At 67.9% G+C, this 19,721-nt stretch carries 22 protein-coding genes and 1 pseudogene; 9 read left to right on the forward strand and 14 right to left on the reverse strand.

Features of this window, described 5'->3' with window-relative positions; translation table 11 throughout:
* Window positions 1-12 precede the first annotated feature (12 nt).
* A complete protein-coding gene (locus tag INT51_RS03910; protein ID WP_193103905.1) occupies window positions 13-774 on the forward strand; it encodes a VOC family protein in 762 nt (253 codons plus the stop codon).
* Window positions 771-1,739, forward strand: coding sequence for an aldo/keto reductase (locus INT51_RS03915; protein WP_193103906.1), 969 nt, complete (start codon window positions 771-773; stop codon window positions 1,737-1,739). The genes INT51_RS03910 and INT51_RS03915 overlap by 4 nt, the downstream gene beginning before the upstream one ends.
* An 18-nt stretch (window positions 1,740-1,757) precedes the next feature.
* Here INT51_RS03915 and INT51_RS03920 read toward each other — a convergent pair whose 3' ends face one another.
* From INT51_RS03920 to melA, 5 genes are all read right to left on the reverse strand, one after another.
* Window positions 1,758-2,519 (reverse strand): cyclopropane-fatty-acyl-phospholipid synthase family protein, encoded by a 762-nt coding sequence (locus tag INT51_RS03920; RefSeq protein ID WP_193103907.1) that lies wholly within the window; start codon window positions 2,517-2,519, stop codon window positions 1,758-1,760.
* Between the two features lie 76 nt (window positions 2,520-2,595).
* Complete coding sequence (locus INT51_RS03925) at window positions 2,596-3,483, reverse strand: carbohydrate ABC transporter permease (RefSeq protein WP_193103908.1); 888 nt, start codon at window positions 3,481-3,483, stop codon at window positions 2,596-2,598.
* Window positions 3,480-4,382, reverse strand: a complete 903-nt coding sequence (locus INT51_RS03930; protein ID WP_193103909.1) for a carbohydrate ABC transporter permease — start codon at window positions 4,380-4,382, stop codon at window positions 3,480-3,482. The genes INT51_RS03925 and INT51_RS03930 overlap by 4 nt, the downstream gene beginning before the upstream one ends.
* Window positions 4,366-5,649 carry an ABC transporter substrate-binding protein gene (locus tag INT51_RS03935; RefSeq protein WP_226831942.1) on the reverse strand — a complete coding sequence of 428 codons (1,284 nt, stop codon included), beginning with the start codon at window positions 5,647-5,649 and terminating at the stop codon, window positions 4,366-4,368. Before INT51_RS03935 ends, INT51_RS03930 begins: the two co-directional genes overlap by 17 nt.
* Before the next feature lie 42 nt (window positions 5,650-5,691).
* Window positions 5,692-7,080, reverse strand: a complete 1,389-nt coding sequence (gene melA, locus INT51_RS03940) for an alpha-galactosidase (protein ID WP_193103910.1) — start codon at window positions 7,078-7,080, stop codon at window positions 5,692-5,694.
* Window positions 7,081-7,171: 91 nt separating this feature from the next.
* On the opposite strand from melA, the gene INT51_RS03945 reads away from it, so the two are divergent.
* Window positions 7,172-8,059 carry a helix-turn-helix domain-containing protein gene (locus tag INT51_RS03945; protein ID WP_193103911.1) on the forward strand — a complete coding sequence of 296 codons (888 nt, stop codon included), beginning with the start codon at window positions 7,172-7,174 and terminating at the stop codon, window positions 8,057-8,059.
* 51 nt (window positions 8,060-8,110) lie between these two features.
* Here the strand turns inward: INT51_RS03945 and INT51_RS03950 are convergent, their stop codons facing one another.
* Window positions 8,111-9,136, reverse strand: a complete 1,026-nt coding sequence (locus INT51_RS03950; protein WP_193103912.1) for a Gfo/Idh/MocA family protein — start codon at window positions 9,134-9,136, stop codon at window positions 8,111-8,113.
* 411 nt (window positions 9,137-9,547) lie between these two features.
* On the opposite strand from INT51_RS03950, the pseudogene INT51_RS22810 reads away from it, so the two are divergent.
* Window positions 9,548-10,186 (forward strand): annotated as a pseudogene (locus INT51_RS22810) (phosphotransferase enzyme family protein); the annotation flags it as partial.
* A gap of 282 nt (window positions 10,187-10,468) precedes the next feature.
* Here INT51_RS22810 and INT51_RS03960 read toward each other — a convergent pair.
* Window positions 10,469-10,666, reverse strand: a complete 198-nt coding sequence (locus tag INT51_RS03960; RefSeq protein ID WP_226831998.1) for a hypothetical protein — start codon at window positions 10,664-10,666, stop codon at window positions 10,469-10,471.
* 52 nt (window positions 10,667-10,718) lie between these two features.
* On the opposite strand from INT51_RS03960, the gene INT51_RS03965 reads away from it, so the two are divergent.
* Window positions 10,719-11,075 carry a helix-turn-helix transcriptional regulator gene (locus INT51_RS03965; protein ID WP_226831964.1) on the forward strand — a complete coding sequence of 119 codons (357 nt, stop codon included), beginning with the start codon at window positions 10,719-10,721 and terminating at the stop codon, window positions 11,073-11,075.
* A gap of 99 nt (window positions 11,076-11,174) precedes the next feature.
* Here the strand turns inward: INT51_RS03965 and INT51_RS03970 are convergent, their stop codons facing one another.
* On the reverse strand, window positions 11,175-11,744 hold the full coding sequence (locus INT51_RS03970) for a DapH/DapD/GlmU-related protein (RefSeq protein WP_193103914.1): 570 nt from the start codon (window positions 11,742-11,744) through the stop codon (window positions 11,175-11,177).
* Window positions 11,745-12,219: 475 nt separating this feature from the next.
* Window positions 12,220-13,104, reverse strand: a complete 885-nt coding sequence (locus INT51_RS03975; protein WP_304502068.1) for an Ltp family lipoprotein — start codon at window positions 13,102-13,104, stop codon at window positions 12,220-12,222.
* A 409-nt stretch (window positions 13,105-13,513) separates the two neighbouring features.
* On the opposite strand from INT51_RS03975, the gene INT51_RS03980 reads away from it, so the two are divergent.
* The 3 genes from INT51_RS03980 to INT51_RS03990 all read left to right on the forward strand — a co-directional run bounded on the left by INT51_RS03980 (window position 13,514) and on the right by INT51_RS03990 (window position 16,337).
* Window positions 13,514-14,155 carry a hypothetical protein gene (locus INT51_RS03980; protein ID WP_193103915.1) on the forward strand — a complete coding sequence of 214 codons (642 nt, stop codon included), beginning with the start codon at window positions 13,514-13,516 and terminating at the stop codon, window positions 14,153-14,155.
* 74 nt (window positions 14,156-14,229) lie between these two features.
* Window positions 14,230-15,039, forward strand: a complete 810-nt coding sequence (locus INT51_RS03985; protein ID WP_193103916.1) for an ADP-ribosylglycohydrolase family protein — start codon at window positions 14,230-14,232, stop codon at window positions 15,037-15,039.
* Window positions 15,040-15,956: 917 nt separating this feature from the next.
* A complete protein-coding gene (locus tag INT51_RS03990) occupies window positions 15,957-16,337 on the forward strand; it encodes a hypothetical protein (RefSeq protein ID WP_193103917.1) in 381 nt (126 codons plus the stop codon).
* A gap of 30 nt (window positions 16,338-16,367) precedes the next feature.
* Here INT51_RS03990 and INT51_RS22515 read toward each other — a convergent pair whose 3' ends face one another.
* From INT51_RS22515 to INT51_RS04000, 3 genes are read right to left on the reverse strand one after another with little or no spacing between them, the layout of a single operon-like run.
* Window positions 16,368-16,490: a hypothetical protein gene (locus tag INT51_RS22515; RefSeq protein ID WP_255509768.1), complete on the reverse strand. Its 123-nt coding sequence runs from the start codon at window positions 16,488-16,490 to the stop codon at window positions 16,368-16,370.
* 10 nt (window positions 16,491-16,500) lie between these two features.
* A complete protein-coding gene (locus INT51_RS03995) occupies window positions 16,501-16,668 on the reverse strand; it encodes a hypothetical protein (RefSeq protein WP_193103918.1) in 168 nt (55 codons plus the stop codon).
* Window positions 16,665-17,396 (reverse strand): hypothetical protein, encoded by a 732-nt coding sequence (locus INT51_RS04000; protein ID WP_193103919.1) that lies wholly within the window; start codon window positions 17,394-17,396, stop codon window positions 16,665-16,667. Before INT51_RS04000 ends, INT51_RS03995 begins: the two co-directional genes overlap by 4 nt.
* 113 nt (window positions 17,397-17,509) lie before the next feature.
* On the opposite strand from INT51_RS04000, the gene INT51_RS04005 reads away from it, so the two are divergent.
* Window positions 17,510-18,010: a hypothetical protein gene (locus tag INT51_RS04005; protein WP_193103920.1), complete on the forward strand. Its 501-nt coding sequence runs from the start codon at window positions 17,510-17,512 to the stop codon at window positions 18,008-18,010.
* A gap of 68 nt (window positions 18,011-18,078) precedes the next feature.
* Here the strand turns inward: INT51_RS04005 and INT51_RS04010 are convergent, their stop codons facing one another.
* Both INT51_RS04010 and INT51_RS04015 read right to left on the reverse strand, forming a co-directional pair.
* Window positions 18,079-18,798, reverse strand: coding sequence for a hypothetical protein (locus INT51_RS04010; protein WP_193103921.1), 720 nt, complete (start codon window positions 18,796-18,798; stop codon window positions 18,079-18,081).
* Window positions 18,795-19,685: a hypothetical protein gene (locus INT51_RS04015; protein WP_193103922.1), complete on the reverse strand. Its 891-nt coding sequence runs from the start codon at window positions 19,683-19,685 to the stop codon at window positions 18,795-18,797. The genes INT51_RS04010 and INT51_RS04015 overlap by 4 nt, the downstream gene beginning before the upstream one ends.
* Window positions 19,686-19,721 lie beyond the last annotated feature (36 nt).

Below are 19,721 nucleotides of genomic sequence, written 5' to 3' on the forward strand. Positions count from 1 at the left end.
AGAGCAGTCCCCATGAGCATCACCACGATCACCATCAACGTCCGCGATGTCGCGCGCTCGCGCGCCTTCTACGAGACCTACCTTGCCGCGCACGTCCTCGAAGTCAGCCCGGACCACGCCCTGCTGGACATGGTCACGGCGACGATCCGTCTGCAGCGAGTCGAGGGCGCGGTCGAGTCGTCCTGGCAGACGGATGATCTGCATCGCGGATTCCGACACATCGGATTCAAGGTCGCCGACACCGACGCACTCTTCTCCCGTATCGCCGCTGATGGGGTGCCGGTCCATCTCGCCCCGCTCGATGCCGAGGGCGGGGTCCGGATCGCGTTCTTCTTCGATCCGGACGGCACCCTCCTGGAGTTCGTCCAGGGGGATCTGCAGTACCACGACGTCGTCGACCAGGACCTCGTCGACGCCGAGTACGCGCTCGGGATCCCGCAGCGCCCTCGTTTCGACCACGTCGCCGAGACGGTCGAGGAATTCGAGACGACGCGAGACTTCTACTCCCCCCTGGGGTTCCGGCACCACGGCACCATCGAACAGGCGCAGGATCCACGGGGCTTTCGCATCCGCTTCCTCAAGGCGGGTGACGGCGTGCTCGAAATCTTCTCGTACGCGACGCCGAAGGTCCCGACGCAGCGCGTGCCCGGCGCCCCGGGCTTCGACAGCATCGTGCTGGGCGGCGGCGAGCAGTGGCCGCCGGCGCGATCGGCCCACCAAGAGGACGTGGCGCTGGACCCGGACGGTCTCGCCCTGCGGCGGGCCGAGGCATGAGCAGCACGGCGGTCCCTCTCCCCCGGTCCCCGGGGTGGATCCGGCCCCTCGGTCGCAGCGGTCTCCAGGTCTCCGCGATCTGCGCCGGTGGAGGCGTGCTCGGATCGGTGCCCCAGATCTTCGGGTACGAGGTCACGGCCGATGCGGCGTCCGAGCTGCTCGCGGCGCTGTTCGAGTCCCCGATCTCGTTCCTTGACACCGCGAACGGGTATTCGGGTGGGGAGAGCGAGAGGAGGATCGGTGCGGCGCTGAGGACTCGAGGGGGCGTTCCGGACGACTTCGTGATCGCCACGAAGGTCGATGGTCAGGCCGGCGACTATTCTGGGCAGCGGGTCCGTGCGTCGATCGCGGAATCCGCCGACCGGCTCGGCATGGAGTCCTTTCCGCTGCTGCACCTGCACGACCCCGAGTACTACCCGGAGGTGGACTTCTTCGCCCCGGGCGGCGCCGTGGAGGCTCTGGTCGCGGCACGGGAGGAGGGGTGCGTGCAGCACTTGGGGATCGCCACCGGCAGCATCGAGCTCGCCCACCGCTTCCTCGACACAGGCCAGTTCGAGGTACTGCTCATGCACTCGCGGTACACACTCCTCGATCGAAGCGCGGACGAGCTGTATGACCGGGCGGCCGCCGAAGGCGTCGGCATCGTCAATGCCGCGGTGCTCGGGGCCGGGGTTCTCTCCCGCCCCCAGCAAGATCACTCCCTGTATGGGTACCTGCCCATCGAAGAGGGCGTGCTCGCCGCCGCTCGGCGTATGGAGGAGGCAGCATCGGCGGAGGGGATCCCTCTGTCCACCCTGGCGATCCAATTCTCGCTGCGGGATCCGCGCATCACGTCCACGGCAGTCGGTTTCAGCAAGCAGTCGCGCATTGAACAGACCCTCACCGCCTTGAACACCGACGTGCCGAAACAACTCTGGGATTGCCTCGAAGAGCTCGTCCCACCGCAGGAGGACTGGTTGCACTAGGAAATCGACGCGCTCTGCTCAGCGGGCGGTCTGCACCGGCAGCAGCGTCAGATACGCGAACCCCAGGAGGTCGCGGTGGCCGCGCAGCCAGATCGTGCGCTGCTGGTCGAGCTGTTCGCGGACCTCCTTTGCCTGGGGATGCTCCGGGTGGGCGGCGAGCGATTCCTCCCGAGGCGCCATGTGCCCCGATTCGTAGGCTTCCCACTCCTGTCGGGTCACGGTCGCGGTGCTGAGCGTCCGGAAGCCGGCACTGATCGCGGCATCCACCAGATCAGGCAGCAGCAGGCAGTCCTCGACATTCATGCCCTCCCACAGCGCGGCGAGCTCTTCCTCGGTGGGGACGTGCTCCCAGTACTCGCAGCCGAACAGCAGTCTTCCTCCAGGACGGACCAGTCCCCGCAGCTTCGTCAGCGCCGTGCGGATATCACCGAACGCCTGGAAGGCTCCGATGTTCAGCACGAGGTCCGCCTGGGTGAGGGTGTCGTCGGCCTCCTTCGCCTCGAGCTGCACCCGCTCGTGGAGTCCTCGCTGCCGTGCGGCTGTCCGGGCCCGGGAGATGTCCGGGGCGTGGAGATCGACTCCTCTGCCCCGGGCCGACGGGACGGTGTCGAGGAGCGTGAGGAGCAGCTCTGCCCACCCGCACCCCACGTCGAGAACGTCCGTCGGGGCGGATGCGGCGAGCTGCGTGACCAGTCGGGCGGCGCGCTCGTCCGAAAGCGGCGAGTTGAATCTCAGTGCCGCTCCATTGCCGGCGGCGGGAGGACTCTGCGGGGTGCTCATGGGGTCGATCCTGCGCCGACCGTCCGTGCGATCTCCACTGATTTACGGGACGGGTGGGCCCTCGCCGTCACCCGGATCACTTGATCCCGGTGCTCGAGATCCCCTGCACGAACTGCTTCTGGAACACCAGGAAAACCGCGAGGATCGGCAGCACCGTCACGGTCGCGACGGCCATCACCGCGCCCCAGGGGGACGCGAAAGCAGGATTGTTCGTCAGTGTCGACAGGCCCACCGGAACGGTCAGGTTCTCGGCGCCCTGCAGCACCACCATCGGCCACAGGAAGTCGTTCCAGCGGGCCATGAAGGCGAGTATCACCAGTACCCCCACCAGCGGCCCGCAGGTCGGGAGCACCACGGAGAAGAACGCGCGATACTCGCCGGCGCCGTCCACCCGAGCGGCCTCGACGATCGCGTCGGGCACCCCGAGCATGAACTGTCGGGCGATGAAGATGCCGACCACGTCGAACGCGGTGGGCAGGATGACGGCCCAGGGTGAATCGACCAGGCCGATCCGTGCAACCACCAGGAACGACGGGACGATGGTGACCTGGATGGGGATCATGATGGTGAGCATGAACGCCGCGTAGAACAGTCCGCGCCCCCAGAATCGGTACTTCGCCAGCGCATAGCCCGCGCCGAGCGAGACGACGACGGACAGGGCGGTGGTGACCACCGAGATCAGCACCGAGTTCCCGATCCAGCGCCACACCGGCTGGGTCGAGAACACCTCCGTGAAGTTCGCGAAGGTCGGCTCCTTCGGCCACAGGTAGAACTCGGTGCTCTGGGACTGGCCACCGGAGGTCAGGGCGGAGACCACCATCCAGTACAGCGGGAACACCACGAACGCGGCGAGGATCGCCAGGACGGCGACCAGCAACCAGCGACGCGGCGGGGTCGAGCGACGGCGCACGCGGGTCGCGGAGCGAGGTGTGCGGGTCGTGGTGGTCACGGTGTCGGTGCTCATAGGAAGCTCTCCGCTTTCTTCGAGGCGCGCTGACGCAGCAGCGTGAACAGCAGGAGGATGGCGACCAGGACCAGTCCCAGCGCTGCGGCGTATCCCATCTGGCCGTCCTGGAAGGCCGATCGGAACACGTACTGGATCAGCACGGTGGTGGAGAAGCCCGGGCCACCGCCGGTCAGCACGTAGATGATGTCGAAGGCCTGCAGCGAGAACACGACGTTCAGGATCAGCAGGATCGACGTGGTGGGCGCGAGCATCGGGAGCGTGATGCGGCGGAAGCGGGCCCACGGGCCGGCGCCGTCGATCGACGCGGCCTCGACGATCTCGGCTGGCACGGACTGCAGCGCCCCGAGGTAGATCACCATGCAGAACCCGACGCGGGTCCAGACCACCACCAGGATCAGGGTGAGCATCGCCATGCTCGGCGAAGTCAGCCAGGGGATGCGGCCGAGGCCCAGGATCTCCAGCGCATTGTTCGCGACCCCGTAGTCGGTGTTGAAGATCCATGACATGACCACGCCGACCACCACGCCGGCCGCGACCATCGGGACGAAGAACAGGGCGCGGAACAGGCCCCGGCCCGGCAGGGGGCGGTTCAGGGCCGTCGCGAGCGCGAGCCCGATGGCCATCGAGGTGGGGACGGTGCCGACGGCGAAGACGACCGTGTTGAGCAGCGCGGTGCGGAACAACCGGTCGGAACCGAGCTCCTCGAAGTTCTGCGTTCCCACCCACTGCCCCTCACCGAGGGTCTGGGTGTCCTGGAAGCTCAGCGCGATCGCGATGACGATCGGCACCAGGGAGAAGGTGAGGAACAGCAGCGCGGCAGGACCGAGGAAGACGTACGGGGTGAGCCGGCGGCCGCGCCGGCCGGTAGGAACGGGGGTCTCAGCGGGACGTGACACTGAGCATCGCCTCCATCATCTGCTCGGAGGTCTCTCGGGGCGTGAGCTCGCCGAGCAGGCACAGGTCCAGATAGTCGGCGAACACGGCGTTCAGGGAGCTGAAGTACTCCCCGGACTGCGCCTTGACCATGGACAGCGGGATCGTGGTGCCCTGGTCGATGAACAGCTGCATCACGTCCTCGTGGTCGGCGTAGCCGATGTCCTCGGCCGCCAACGAGCTGCGGGAGGGGATCCAGTTCCCGTCGTGGCAGAAGGTCTGGATGTTCTCCCGGCTGGTCATGTAGGCGACCAGCTCGGCGGCGAGCTCGGGGTGTTTCGAGGACTTCGTGACCGCGAGAGTGTTCCCACCCAGGTCCGAGGCCTCCCCGGTATTCCGGATCATGGGCGCCACGCCCCATTCCCCGGGCCGGGCTTCGTCGAAGGAGGCGATGGCCTCCGGATTGGTCAGCGCCATGCCCACCTGCCCGGTGTTGAACAGGTCGAAGTCGACGTGTCCTCCTCCGGACTTGCTCATGTTGCTGGGGCTGACCAGACCCTCCGTGTACCAGCTGCGCCCGAACTCGAGCGCGCCGATCGCTTCCGCGGTGTCCATCGAGGGTGTCAGCCCGTCCTCCCCGAGGAAGGCCCCGCCGTTCTGGTAGATCAGTGGCATCCACCGGTAGGCGGTCTCGGATCCGCTCCACCCGTAGGAGAACGCGTAGTGGCCGGTCGCTGCCTTCACCTCCTGGGCGATCTCGAGGAACTCGTCCCACCGCCAGGCGTCCTCGAGCCGCGTGGGCGGCTGGACGCCGATCTGCTCCATCACCTGCTTGTCGTAGTAGGTGATGAAGTTGTCCGTGTGCTGGAAGATCCCGTACAGCCCGTTCTCGCGCTGTCCGATCGCCCAGAAAGGCTCGCTCCAGTCGTCGCGGTAATCCTCGGGGACGGATCCCGTGAGATCCACGAGGCTTCCGTTCGCGGCGTACCGGCCCAGCTGCTGCGGGGTGATCCGGATGATGTCCGGAGCCAGGTTCGCTGCCAATCGGGTGATGAACCATTGGTGGAACTGGCCGGTGGTCACTTCGACCGAGACCGAGGTGCCCGGATGGTCGGCGACGAAGGCGTCGGCGATCTTCTGGTACGACACCAGGTCGGGCGGGATGTTCCAGGACGACAGGCGCAGGTGCTGGGTGTCGGTGCTCTCGCCGTTGCAGGCGGCGAGAGCACCGGCCATCGTGATCCCTGCGACCGCCAGGATCTGGCGGCGTCCGACGGTGGGGCGTCTCATGCGGTCACTCTCCTTTGAGTCACGGCGCGCAGTGCGGTGCGCCTACATCTGCAAGCTGGCCGGCAGCAGCTCCGCGTGCGCCTCCAGCAGTTCGTCGGTCATCGCGCGGGCATCCTCGAGGGTCACCTGCGCGGCCGTCAGCGGGTCCAGAGCCACGGCGTGGTGGACGTGCTCCCGGCTCCCGGTCAGCGCCGCCTGCACCGCGAGGGTCTGGACGTTCACATTGGTGCGGTTCAGGGCGGCCAGCTGCAGGGGCAGGTCTCCGACAGCGGTGGGCTGGACCCCATTGGCGTCCACCAGGCAGGGCACCTCCACGCAGGCGTCGGCCGGGAGGTTCGTGATCAGTGCGCCGGCGTTGGGGACGTTCCCGTGCACCACGCTGGGGATGCCGGTGACGATCGAGTTCACGATGCTCGCGCCGTATTCGACCGACGGGGCCAGCTCTGCCTTGAGCTTCTGGAGCTGGGTGTCGATGTCGCCCTGGTCGTCGTGCGCGGAGCAGATCTCGAAGTAGTCCCAGCGTTCAGGGATGTAGGACTCCGTGAGCTCGGGGGTCTTGCGGAAGTAGGGCAGGTACTCCGAGGCGTGGTGGCTGGACTCGGTCTCGAAGTAGCCGAAGGCGTTCATGATCGTGGTGCGCACCTGCTCGTTGCCGCCCTCGTAGACGTTGAACTCCTCGGCGGCCTCGCTGTGGTCGCCGTCGTCCCCGGCGAGCTCGGCGCCACCTCGTCCGCGCTGGTGGCGCTCGTTCATGGCCTCGCGCAGCCGTGGATAGAGGTCCTCCTTGCCGTGGGAGAACTCCAGCACCCAGGCCTGGTGGTTGATGCCGGCGCAGCGGTATCGGACCTCGTCGTAGGGGACGCCGAGGGTGCGGGCCAGCATGCGGGTGGTGCCCTGCACGCTGTGGCACAGGCCCACGCAGTTCAGGCCGCGGGCGTTGAGGTAGGCGGTGGCCATCGCCATGGGGTTGGCGTAGTTGATGAACGCGGCGTCGGGGCACACCTCGAGGGCGTCGTCGATGATCGCGTCGTAGGCGGCGACCGAACGCAGGAAGCGGAACACACCGCCGGGTCCCACGGTGTCGCCGACGGCCTGGTCGATGCCGTACTTGCGCGGGATCATCACGTCGTGCTCGTAGGAGGCGACGCCGCCCACCTGGAAGGTGATGATGACGATGTCGGCTCCGTCGAGGGCCGCGCGACGGTCGGTGGTCTCCTCGACGGTGGCGCCGAAGCCGTGGTGGGCGATCAGCTCGCGGGTCGCATTCGCGACGGGGCCGAGCTTGTCGGGACGCACGTCCATCAGGGTCAGCGTGGCGTCACGCAGGGCGGGGAAGCTGAGGATGTCGCCGATCAGGCGGAAGGGGAACACGAAGCCGCCGGCTCCGATGATCGTGATCTTGGGATGGCTGACGAAGGCATGGGAGGTCATGACGCCACGCTAGGGACCACGAAGGGTGGAGGTCTCGCCCCATCATGCGGAATTCTTCCAGGATCCTTCGATTCTGACTTACGCTATGCCGATGCCCGCCCTCCCGCACTCAGCGCCCGACGTGGAGACGGTGGCACCCGCGCTGTGGTGCCGCCGCGGAGACCCGCCGCAGATGCATTCGATGCACCGACACAACGACATCGAGATCAACATCGTGCTGCGCGGCGAGCTGCGCTACGTGTTCGCCGGGCGCGCGTTCGTGGTGCGCGAGGGCCAGACCGCGATGTTCTGGGCCGCGCAGCCACACGGGCTGGTGGACTCGCGCGCGGGAGATGTGTGCTGGGTGCATGTACCCGTGCCCACCGTGATGGCGTGGAACCTGCCGGAGGTCGAACTGAGCGTGCTGCTGCGCCCGCAACCCGTGGTCACCGCCTCCCCATTGGTCCGCGCCCGGATGGAGTCGATGGTGCCTTCCTGGCTCGAGGAGGTCCAGGACGCCGCCGAGTCCGGGGTGGCGCTGCTGGAGATCCAGGCGACCGTGCGCCGGATCCTCCGAGCAGGGCTCACCGACGACGCTTCCTGCTCCCCGTTCACGGAGATCGACCCCGGCTCCGAGGTGTTCCGCGGCGGCGCCGGTTCGCGCCGGGTCCGGCCCGAGCGGATCCGCCACACCATGACCATGGCGCAGTTCGTGGTCGAGCACTGCCGCTCCCCGTTGAGCGTCGAGGACATCGCCCGCGCGGCGCACCTGACGCCCTCGCACGCGATGACCGTCTTCCGGGACACCGTGGGTGCCACCATCGGCGAGTACCTCACCATGTGCCGGGTCGCCGAGGCGCAGCGACTGCTGATCACCACGTCGCTGACCACGACGGAGATCGCCGAGCGCAGCGGCTTCGGATCACTGAGCAGTTTCTACTCGCATGTGACCGCCGCCTGCGGCATGGCGCCGAAGGACTACCGGCGACAGACCCGATAGACGTCGACCGGGCGGCCCCCGTCGGCCGACGCGCACCATGTCCCGCGCCGCTCAGTGCACCACCTGCACTCGCCCCTCGGACGCGCTGCGACGAGCGGCGTCCAGAACGGCGAGCACGGCGACGCCCTCCGTGCCCGTCGAGGGCGGCACGCCCCGGCCGGCGCAGGCTGCGGCGAACTCCTCGTAGAACTCGAAGTAGGCACCCTGGGCCGACGGCACCTTCTCGTCCCCATCCGCTGTGTGGAGCGTTCCCCAGCGCTCGGGCAGCTCGTAGCCCCAGGATTCCCGACCCGCCGCGGGGCTCGAGCCCGCGAAGACGGCGTCGGCCTGGACGTCGGTGCTGTGCGCCTCGTAGGCGCCGAGGGACCCGTACGCCCGCAGCGTGCGTTCGTGCAGGTGGTTCATCTTGGTCGAGGAGGCATAGGAGGTCACGCCCGAGCGATGGTGCAGCGTCATCAGGAACGAGGCATCTGTGCGGCCCTCGGGCAGGTCCAGGTGGTCGATCTGCGCCGTGATCTCCACGACAGGCCCCAACAGCCACATCAGCTGGTCGACCACGTGGGTGCCGATGTCTCGCAGCAGCCCACCGTCCGGGCCGGCTTCGAGCTGTTCGGGTTGGTCGAGGTCGAAGCGCGAATGAACCCGCCACAGTTCACCGAGACGACCGGAGTCCAGGACAGTCTTGAGAGTGCGCAGGTCCGCGTCGAACCGACGGTTGTGGAACACGCAGAGCACCACGCAGGCCTCACGGGCGGCGTCGGTCATCTCCTGGGCGATCTCGGCCGATGGCGCGAAGGGCTTGTCGGCGACGACGTGGACACCGGCGGCGATCGCCTCGAGCACGAGGTCTCGCCGCGTGCTCGGCGGGGTGGTGATCGTGACGGCGTCGACGCCCGCTGCGAGCATCTCCGTGAGGCTCGCGTAGATCGGGACGTCCGGATACGTTTCGTGCACGCGCTGCCTGGTCTGTTCAGCACGCGCCACGACGCCGGCGAGCTCGACGCCGCGCGCCGCGTCGATGAACGGAGCGTGGAAGTATCGTCCGCCGTTGCCGAACCCTACGAGACCGAGTTTCATCAGCACCCCTCCGTCGCTTGCATGTCGGAACATACTGTATAGCCAGGGCCATGATCCATCGAGTGCACTTCCAGCAGATGGCGAATGCTGCGAGCACGAGTCACCCACCTCCGCCGGCACGTCCATCGGAACTGCGTCTATCGCTGCAGATCAAACGCTCTTGCTGGTAGGCGAAGTGCCACTTTCGATCCAGGTCGACCACTGTCGTCCGCAGCGCTGACCTGATGCCCACGATCTGCTTTTTTGTCATGACATGGCCGATAGACGACCTCGGTGAGCGCGCTGGTTCATGGCGGCCGGCCTGGCAGGATCGGTGCTGGTGGATCCCAGCGGACGGAAGTTCCGGGAGAGTCTCGAGCAGCGCCGGAATTTCTGGCGACACGTCCACCGCGCCATGAGAGGGTGCGAGCCATGGGTTGGGAAGCACTGAGGCAGTGGGGCGACGAGGCCGCTCGGATCGAACCGCTCACCGGCGGAGGCGTCAACGAGGTGTGGAGCGTGCGTGTCGCCGGGCAGTCAGCGGTCGCCCGGCTCGGTTCCCGCAGCGACGCTGATCTTGCGTGGGAGACCGATCTGCTGCGGCATCTCGATCGCCAGGGTCTGGCGGTGCCGGTACCGCTCGCCACGACTTCTGGCCGACTGTTCGCGGACGGTCTGGTCGTGACGACCTACGTGGAGGGCGAACCGCCCGGGACAGAGTCCGACTGGCGTCGCGTGGCCGACACCCTCCGCCAGCTGCATCGGTCAACGCAGGGTTGGCCGCAGCGCCCGGGCTGGCGGTCGGCGACCGATCTGCTTCACGCAGACACAGGGACGAAGATCGACCTTCGGGCGATGCCGGCCGAAGGCGTTGCCCGATGCCGAGCAGCCTGGGCGCGACTCGCCGACACTCCGTCCTGCGTCATCCACAGCGACCCGACGGCGGGCAACATCCGCATGACCGCCGATCGGGTCGCGCTGATCGACTGGGACGAGTCGCACGTCGGGCCCGCGGACTTCGACCTCCTGCTGCCCCACAACGCCGCAGACCTCGACGAGGATGCGCACGACGTCGCCGCGCAGGCGTTCGCGGGATGGGGGACGCCGCTCGCTGCTGGGGCCACGAGTTCGCCCTCGAGCAGCTCGCCGAGGTCAGAGCTGTCTGACCACCGAATCGAAGCGGCCACCAGCGAGGGTGCCGGGAGCTGGTCGGATAGGGGCCGATACGGAGTCTGGCGGCCGTCCGACCTCTCGGTGCGACAGCCCGGAGAGCACTCCGGACAGGCTCCGCACCGCGGGATATTGCGAGTTCAGCGGCCGCATCCGCGCGGGTCAGGACGCGCATCGGAACGCTCACCAGGCAACCGGGCCGTTCACGTCGGTGAACGTCGCCGTCGGGCCGTCCGACGGGATCGTCGTCATCCGCACGGCCTGCCGCGCACCTTCTGCCGGGGTCAGCACGCCCCGGTGGCCGTTGAGATCGGTGGCCACGATGGCGCAACGGCGCACCGGAGAGATCTTCGCGGTGCGCCAGCACGCCCAGCTCCTCATTCTGGACGTGCTGCGCGCCGTCTCTCAGGATCCAGACCTGCCTCCGGGATGGATGGCGGCGATCGCCGACCCGCAGCTGGGACCCGCTCTCGCGCTCCTTCACGAGCGCCCTGCAGTCTCCTGGACCCTGGCAGAGCTGGCGAGGAGTTGCGCGATGTCGCGCACAACATTCGCCCAACGGTTCCGCGCCGTCGTCGGACTGCCGCCGCGCGCGTACCTGATCCGCCGGCGGATGCTGCTCGCCCAGCGTGACCTCACCGATGGCAATGCGCGGATCGGCGAGGTCGGAGCCGGCCTCGGGTATTCCTCGGAGGGAGCATTCAGCAGCACGTTCACCCGCGAGGTCGGTGTGGCGCCGTCCCGCTATCGCTCTGCGGCCCGGGCCGGGCTCTCTCCCGTTCACCGCTGATCGGGCTGTTCTGTCTCGGTTCGCTCGACTGCTCATTCGGACATGTCAGCGCCCCGACGGGCCACGGAGCACACTCAGCGACGCGCTACTGCTTCGCTCTCAGTCCTCGACGGAACGGATCACTCTGGCCGGTGAGCCGACGACGAGGGCCCTGGCGGGCACGTCCTTGGTGACGACGGAGGCCGCGGCGACGACGGCGTCGTCGCCGATGCTCACGCCGGGCAGGATGGTCACGTTCGCACCGATCCACACGTTGCGTCCGACGACCACGGGCGCCGGCATCAGGTCTCCGCGACTGCTGGGAGCGAGGTCGTGGTTCAGGGTCGCGATCACGGTGTTGTGCCCGATGAGGCAGTCGTCGCCGATCTCGACCCCACCCTGGTCCTGGAAGCGGCACCCGGCGTTGAGGAAGACGCGCTTGCCCAGTCGAATGTTCTTGCCGAAGTCGGAGGTGAACGGCGGGAACAGAGTCACCGACTCGTCGACCACTCTCCCGGTGAGCTCGGCCAGCAGTTCCCGCACGCGGGCGGGCTCGTGGTAGCTGCCGTTGAGCTCGCCGGTGATTCGAAGCGCCTCCTGGCTGGTCTCGTGCATGACTGCGTGCAGCGGGGAGTTCGCCGGGATCGTCTCGCCGGAATCGAGGGCAACCAGCAAGTCGGTGAGGGTCATGGGTCCGCCTTCCGCAGTGGTTCGCGCCGAGTTCGGAGCGCAGTGCCTCCCAGCGTAGCCAGCGCGACACGGAACGATGCCCGACCGCCCCAGCGACCAGAGCATTCACGAAGCGGCGCGGTGCGCAGTTCCTGCCCGGAACGGCACGGCGGACAGCGCCGCAGCGAGCACCACGATCATCAGTTGGATGCGCAGGCGTGCCAGCTCCCGGCCCCGCCGACGGGAACCCAGGGGACGTCGACCGTCCGATCCCCGAGGAACGGGACGGTGATGCTGGCGGACAGCAACAGGGCGGCGAGCACGGTGGCGCAGCATCGCAGAGTCTCGACCGAGAGCATGTGATGGTCAAGGGCCCCTGGAGCACGTCGGCGCCTCCCCTCGCGGCACCGGGGGCCGACGTCCGCACGAGGACGCGGGACCCCTGTGCACAACAGAGGTCCCGCGTTCCTGGTCCGCGGCGCCGGGCCGCGGTGGGTCAGCCGTCGAGGTTCTCGATCGCGTAGTCGGCCTGCTCCTGCGTGAACTGGTCCCCGTACTCGGAGGTCAGTTGGTCGCGGATCGCCTCCGGGGACATGTCCATCGTGTCCCGGTAACTGCGGGCGCTCTGCAGTGCGTTCTCGTTCCAGTCCACCTCGATAGTGTCGATGGCGTACTGGGCCTCCTCCGACAGGAACTGCTCCCCGTGCTCCGAGGTGAGCTGGCCGTAGATGCCGGCCTTGGACATGTGCATGGTCTCCGAGTAGCTCTCGGCGGAGGCCAGCGCATTCTCGTTCCAGTCCGTGTCGACGTTGTCCACGGCGTACTGCGCGGCCTCGTCGGAGAACTGGTCCGCGTACTCGGAGGTCAGCTGGTCGAACAGGCCCTGCTTCGACATGTGCATGAGATCGGAGTAGCTCTGCGCGCTGTTCAGTGCAGAGGTGTGTTCGGCGGGGACCTCGCTCTCGGCCGGAGCGTCTTCGGCGGGGGCTTCCTCAGCGGGAGCCTCGTCCGCAGGGGACTCTTCCTCGGCAGGCGCCTCGTCCTCCACGAGCTCCTCGCCCTCGGCGGGCTCGGCGTCTACGACCTCTTCCGCCTCGCCGTCCAGCTCGGCCGGCTCGGCGGCAGTGGTCTCGGCGGCCTTGGGATCGTCGCTGCCCGAGAAGGCGAACACGGAGCAGCCTCCCACCAGGATCAGGAAGAGCACGACGCAGCCGCAGCCGGCGGCGATGAGCCCCTTCTTCTTGCCGTTCCTGGCGGGGACCATCGGCGAACCGGCCGAGGCATCGCCCTGGGGGTCGCCGTGCGGGGGGCCGCCGAAGTTCGGGGCAGGAGGAAGATTCGGAGAGCCCGAATCCTGGGGAGAGGGCGCATTGCTGTTCACAGCTGCACTCCGTTCTGGGTGGGGGACGAGGGCCCTTGAACACAGGCGTGCCAGGGCTACTGCTGAGAAGAGAGGCCTTGTGCGAGGTGCGTGAACTCTGGAGCTGCAGTGGATCTGCGTTGAGCGTCGGCGTCCGCTCCATGATCGAAGCGGGGAACAACTACCGCGTGGGGCCTGTAGAAGAAAAGTACGAAAGGGGTATGACAGGCGACGTCGTTGACTTCTGAACCAGTGATGCACGACTCAATCCCCGTGCGCTGCGTGGCACCTCGTGACCCTCGAATTCGAGGATCGCTTGCGAACGGCCATGCGTCCAGGTCGAATAGGAGCACTACTGCGGCATCACGCACGGGGCCGGGGGTCGACATCCCGGTGCGAGAGCCGCGCTCCTCCGTGCCGAAGGATCATCATGCGCCGCACCGTCGCCGCCCTCGCCGCTCCCCTGCTCCTGGTCACGCTCGCTGCCTGTGCGTCGAACTCTCCATCAGAGGATCCCTCGGATCCTCCGGTCGCCGAAGCCCCGCAGGAACCGGAAGATACCGCGATCGAGACCCTGTGGATCGATGACTCCTGGACCGTGGAGGATCTCGACGAGGACCTGTGTTCCATGGGCATGAGCGAGACCATCTACTCCGAGCAGGACGACATGTTCACCTGCGGCCCGAATGCTGCGGGCGCGGACGCCTGCGCACTCGAGGACGACGAGGAGGTGCTGTGCATCGTCAATGCGCTGGACAAGCAGGCGGTCCGCTTCGACTCCCCCACCGCCGCCGACCCGGACGCCGAGGTGTGGCCCTCCGAGCAGCAGCCCGTACCGCTGCACGCGCAGCTGCCCGACGGTGCAATCTGCTCCACCGTCACCCATGACCATGACCAGCACTGGAACAGCATGTTCAGCTGGTATCGCTGCGACGACAACTCCGAGCTGCTCACGAAGGAGAGTATCGACGCCACCTTCGAACGCGGTGACCTGTGGATTTCCGAGCGCTCGGTGGACAAGGGAGAACCCGAGAGCACCAGGGTGGTGACTGCGACGTTCGCGGGCCGCTGAGTCCCTGATGAGGTGCCCGCGATACGCAGGCAGCGACGTATGAACCGCAAGATTCTCTCGCAGAGGTGGGCATTATGAATCGTCTGGACATCGTCAAGATCGTTGCCGTCGCCGATGCTCTCGGGGCGCCGTACGAGCTGGGCCTGCATCCCGGGCCGGGGCTGCCGTCGAACTCCTTCACCCTCGACGGTCCGAACTCTCCGGTGCGGCCGACGGTCCGGATCCTCGGCGGTGAGGCACCGTACGGGACCTGGACGGACGACACCCAGATCGTGCTGATGGTGCTGGACGCCCTGCGCCGTGCACCTTCGCATCCGGTCGCGGCCTACCGCGAGAACCTCATCGCCTGGGAACGCGGGGCATTCACACCGACCGGCGTGCGGCTCGACGTGGGGATCCAGACCAGCAGCGCGATCGCGGATCTGAAGCACGGCGTCGACCCCGCGCCGACGAACTCCTCCGGCAACGCCTGCCTCATGGTCGCGATCGGCGTGTTCGCGCGAGGAAATGGTGCAGAGCACCTGGAGAGCCTGGTCCGCTCCACCCACCACAGTGACAAGGCGGTCCATGACGCCGGGCGGATGCTGGAGATCCTCGACAACGCTCGCGACGGGATTCAGGCAGTGCCGAAGGTCGACGTGTCCCTGCTTCCGGCCATGGAACCGACGGGGTTCAGCGAGTCCACGCTGTATCTGGCGCAATACGCCCTGCAGACCTCGACCTCGTTTCTTCACGGGATGGACGCGATCAATGCGGCCGGCGGCGACACCGATTCCATCGGTGCGGTCTACGGCGCGCTGTGCGCGGTCTCCGGCCGCGAAGCGCCGCGTGAACTCGTGAAATCGCTGGTCGCGGGGCCGGTGCTGGAGCAGTACGCGCAATAGTCGGCTTCGGCACCAGCAGTGGCGTCGCCTTGCTGCCTCAGCGCCTTCGGGCCTTACGACCCATGAGTCGTGAGTTTCTCGGGATCTTCTCCCTCCTCCCGGCGGCGGAGAAGTCCATCCGGCCCCGGACTCTCTTCGCAAAGGCCCCATGGATCACATGTCACGCACTGACGACGCTGTATCAGTACTAACCGTAGATAACTACTGTCCGAAGCGGGTTCTGCATGATGGCCACCAGAGTCTTCCGAGCGATTGACGGGCGCCAGGTTCGCACTCGAGGCATGAACACCCCGTGGCGGTCCAGCCCGACCAGTCCTGGATGGCCCGAGTTCCTCAGCGGAGCCTGCTCCCCTGCCCAGGCACATGGGCTCGTCGCCCACCTGCTGCTGCGCATCGGCCATCCGGCACTCGCGCCGGCCTCCGTGCCTCCGTGCCTCCGTGCCTCCGTACGGATGGACATGATTGCCTTGGTCACCACCAACCGCAGCTTGGTCGCTTTCGGCGCCTTGAGCCCGATGCTTTCACCCGCAGCCGGGGCGATCATCACACCGCACGGGGACGAAGCCTTCTCCCGGGGAGCGCTCGCCGACGCGCTGCTCGGGAACACCACGCCCTTAACCGCGATCCCCTCGGTGCCGCGGCCCTCTCCGCAACCCCCTGAATCGGCCTTGAGCTTCCCACGCCGTTCGTCGCGGGAGTGGCCTCCGGCCTGCTGTTCCACCGTCGGGGTCGATCGGGTCAGTCGCCGTTCCGCGCGGGTTCAACAGCCTCGTCGCCCTGGTTGCGCCGCGGCTCGCCGACCCATTTCGTCACAGCCGCGTGACCAGGCCGATTGCTACCGCACGCGCGGCCTGATCCGTCAATCAGCGCCAGATGACCAGGACGACGGCTCTGGACATGCGTGCTCTACTGGAGGGATGAACACTCTCTCCTCGACTCGCCGCACGATGACCCGTGACGAGGCGCTTGCCTGGAATTCCGACTGGTCCCCCGCCGACATCACGGCGATCGGGGAGAACTTCGATCGCCTCGGAGCCCAGAGCTTCTACCGCACCCAGTCCAACGGCAGCATCACCGCCCAGGACAAGGATGGCCGGGTACTCATGTACGTCCACCCGGGCCACGTCACCTTCAACAAGGGCCTGGCCCCGGAGGGACGCGAGAACCCCGAGGTCGAAGGCTTCGACCTGTCGACCGTCCGCGAGAAGCTCCCCATCAAGGGCGAAGAGGTCCTCACGATCTGCCCGTCCTGCTTCTACGCGATGCCGTACACCGGGGTGTGCGACACCTGCGGCTGATCCGCGGGAACGTTCGCGCGGGGATCTCCGTCAGCCCAGGTCGTCGCTGACGGCGCTGCCGCTGGCAACCCTCGAGACCACGATGCCGGCCGGTCGCTGCCCGGTGTACGGATGGATCGACTCCACCCGCAGCGCACCGTCGCCGACGTCCACCAGTTGCCCCTCACGAACCTCGAGGCGTCGCCCGGGGTGACTTTCCCGGGCGAGGTTGCAGCTCGGCCACCCGGCTCCCCAGCTCCTCATCCATCGCGGCGCGCAGCACACCGACCACCACGTCACCGATCGCCCGCCGTCCGGCCAGGCGGATCGTCATCGTCCCCACCGTGCTCATCGGTCCCCTCCGAACTTGTCGGGCTTCGCGCCCACCCCGGCCATCACGAAGTTCGCGTTGTAGTCCTCGATCGAGACCTGCACGGTGTGGGTCATGTCGTCGGCGCTTTCGCCGCTGTTCCCCCAGGGGTTGACCAGGATGAGCTCTCCGCTGTCCGGGTCGACACCCTGGACCTGATAGACGTGGGCGGCAGAGATGTCGCTGCGCCAGGGATGAATCGGGTCGGACATCACCGTGATCGGTCGATTCTCGGCCAGCGCAGACTCGAACTCCTCGATCGACGGGTTGCCGCCGAAGAACGAATCGTCCCCGGAAGTTTCCCCGGTGATCAGCTCGAGGCCGGCGACCGGGGTGTCGGCGATGACGGATTCATAGTCGGGCCCGAGGTGGTTGATCGCAGCCTGCTCGTAGATCGACATGTAGGCGATCGGGTCGTCGCCCCAGGATTTGCTCGAACCGTCGGGATCGGAGGCGAGATCCTGCTGGGCGGCATGTTGGGCGAGCGCTCTCGCCCCTGCGCCGAGCTTCCCGCCGACCTCCCGCAGCGTCGAGGCGACCTGCTGCGTCAGCTGCTCATGGAAGGCGTCCGCATCCGGGCCCGCCCAACTGAGGCCCGACGCGTTCGAGACCAACTCCTCGGCCATCTCCCCCAGTCGCTGCCCCGACACCTCGGTGAGGTCACCGTGGGTCAGCATCTGCTCGATGTCCGCGCCCTGGAATCCGCTCATCCCCAACTCCCCTGTCCCCAACCCGCCCCCGCGCCGGCGCGGGATACGGTGGACAGCAGAGGACCCCACGGCACTCGGCCATGGGGAGAAGGACCCATCGTCCGGGAGGACCCATGACCCGTCGTACCGGCCGCCGGATCACCCCTGCGCTTCTCCTCCTGTGCCTCGCCCTGCCGCTGTCCGCCTGTGGTGGAGGCACCGATCCGCTCCCCGGCGCCGACGCCGACGCCCGGTACGACGACCTCGCCACCGAGCTCGAAGCGGCCCTCGCTGTCGACGGGACCTCCTGGAAGCTCGCCGAGGACACCCGCACCGTGAAGACCGCGGAGGACGCCTGCCTCTTCACCCCGGGCACCTGGACCCCGGAATCGGCACTGCCCGAGCCGGCCGACGACGAGGCCTGGCAAGCCCGCGCCGACACCGTGAACACGGTGATCGCCGGATACGGCTTCGAGACGATCGAGGACGTGACCGAGCAGGGCTCCCGCACGGTCCTGGAATCACAGGACGAGCACGGCGCGACGCTCAGGATCACTGCGGAAGGCGAGGTCCGGATCTGGGACGCGACGGTGGAGGCCGACCCCTGCACCGCGGAGGCACTCGATATCGGGTGAGCACTCGGTATCGACGGGGCACGCGACCACGGGCCAGCGCTCGGCACGCTCCCGCCCCGGCGGCGGTCTCACCGCCGCGGAGCTGAGCCCGGCGGCCAGGCGCCGGGGATCTGCTGCATGGCGTCCTGCCGGTTGCCCGTCACCGCGATCACCTGCAGCCCCTGGTGGGGGCGGAACCCCGCGGGGATGGCGCCGTCGCGGCCGATGGCATGGAGGATCTCATCGGCGATGCGGCCGGCGTTGCGGCGCGAGAACATGAACAGCGACTTCCTCACGGGCCGGTGCGGCGTGATCTCGCGGTTCGCGGCGATGTCGTTGCCCCATGGCCCGTTGAAGCTGACCGCTCTCTGCCCCAGCGCCGCGGGCGGGAACATGAAGAACTGGGGGAACAGCGGACCCATGCCGACCTCGTTCGCAGCCTTGACGCCATTGCTCACCACACACACCGTGCGCGGGTCGATCTCCCGCCCACCGATCACGTAGGTGGGGCTCAGCGGCAGGCCGGGGATCAATCGCCCCATGAGCACACCGCGCTCGCACACCACCAGGCGTGCATCGACGGTGAACAGATATGCGAGGCCCAGCAGGATCGCGAAGAACAGCAGGAACGCGACATTGCCCGCCCAGCTGCCGTTCGGGTTCAGGGCCAGCAGGATGCCGAGCAGCACCAGGATTCCCAGCAGGAGGAGGGGAAGCGCCGGCCCGGCGCCGATGCGCCAGGACCGCAGGGGCTTTCCGACGATGTCGCGGTGACGGGACGCGAGCAGCCGTGCACGCAGGGGGATCATCGGGTCCCGTCCGCTGCGTCGCCCTCCGCGTCGTCCTCGCTGCCGTCATCGAAGAGGTCCCGCACGATCTCCTCGACCGAGGTCGGGGAGACGGCCATCAGCGAGATCTCCTCGCCGTCCGAGGACGGCTGGCCCGCGATGACCTCCGATCCTGTCATGTGGAAGGTGACCCGCTTCGCCGTGTCGTCGACGCGGCTGACCATCGTGCCGATCGTCAGCGCACGGGTGTCGCCGAGCCGGGGGCCCAGATCCGCGTCGTCCTCCAGAGCGGTGACGGCCAGCGTGCTCACCGGGCCGTCCTGACCGCCCACACCCGGCTGATCGATGAGATGGCGCACGCGGGCCGCGACGGTGGGCAGGGGCATGATCGAGAACATGTGCACGCCGTCGGCGGTGACCTCCTCCTCCAGCACGATGTCGGAATCGTGCGGGTAGTAGTACAAGCGGTGGGTCTGCGTGGAGACCTCGCGCTCGAACCACACCAGGTCACGGCTGGTGCGGCGCAGCACGAGCGCACCCAGGATCGTCGGATCCACCGTGACGTCCAGGAGCTTCTCGTCGGCCAAGGGGCGCTCTTCGAACTCCGCCACCTCGATCTCGGTGGCGACCTCTTTGCGAGTCATGAGGGAGCGCATCGCCGTGCGCGCGAGCAGCACGCGGGACTCGAGATCCGGGGCGTGCTCGTCGAGAAAGGGCATCGCCGTCAGCTGAGCGGTCTCCACACCATCCAGTGCCATGAGTTCCTCGTCGGTGAGGACGGCGACGCTCTGGACGCCCTCCCGGCCACGATCCAGGAGGCCGACCGCGCTGGCGAGGGAGCGGTCGTCATAGGTGCTGTCGCCCCGAGCCTCGGTGGGCTGCGGGGGCGGGGTACTGCTCGAGGACATGCGCTCTCTCCGATGATCGGTACGGGCGGTTCAGAC

The sequence above is a fragment of the Brachybacterium sp. FME24 genome, from assembly GCF_014897705.1.
GTDB lineage: Bacteria > Actinomycetota > Actinomycetes > Actinomycetales > Dermabacteraceae > Brachybacterium.